The following is a 652-nucleotide window of genomic DNA, read 5'->3' as shown; positions in this document are numbered from 1 at the left end:
TCTCCGGCCTCAACAATCTCAACGACGTGACGTTGGACGCCCCCTACGCGACCATCTGCGGCTACACCGACGACGACATCGACACGGTATTCGCCCCCGAGCTGCCGGGGCTGGAGCGAAGTCAGATCAAGCACTGGTACAACGGCTATCGCTGGGGCGGGCAGGAGGTTACGGCCGTTTACAACCCCTTCGACGTGCTGCTGCTGTTCCAGAAACGTCAGTTCGGCGCCTACTGGTTCGAGAGCGCCACGCCCACTTTTCTGGTGGAAGTGCTCAAGCAGCGCGGAGTGTTCACTCCGGCGCTGGACCGGTGGGAGACCGAGCCGGAATTGCTGGGCCGCTTCGATGTGGATGATATCGCCACCGAAGCGCTGCTGTTCCAGACCGGTTACCTCACGGTGAAGCATATCGAAGAGCCGATGCTGGGTTATCGACTCTACACCTTGGGGTTTCCCAACCAGGAGGTGGAAACCAGCCTCAACCACGCTCTGCTGCCTGTGTTAGGGCTGGAAAATGCGCCACGTGAGCGAAAGACGCTATTCACCTATCTGCGTGCGCATGACCTGGCCGGCCTCGAGGCCCATCTCAAAGCCCTCTACGCCGGGCTGCCCCACGACTGGTACCGCAACAACCCCATCGCCCGCTACGAAGG

General features: G+C 61.2%; 1 protein-coding gene. It reads left to right on the top strand.

Annotation, left to right across the window (positions count from 1 at the left end; translation table 11 throughout):
* Positions 1 to 652 (top strand): AAA family ATPase (locus tag HOP58_RS22770; protein WP_234261914.1); only part of this gene is annotated, 652 nt, incomplete at both ends.

The sequence above is a fragment of the Halomonas sp. MCCC 1A11062 genome (assembly GCF_021404355.1).
In the GTDB taxonomy this organism is placed as follows: Bacteria; Pseudomonadota; Gammaproteobacteria; order Pseudomonadales; family Halomonadaceae; genus Halomonas; species Halomonas aerodenitrificans.
This window is presented reverse-complemented; position numbering and strand designations above follow the sequence as displayed.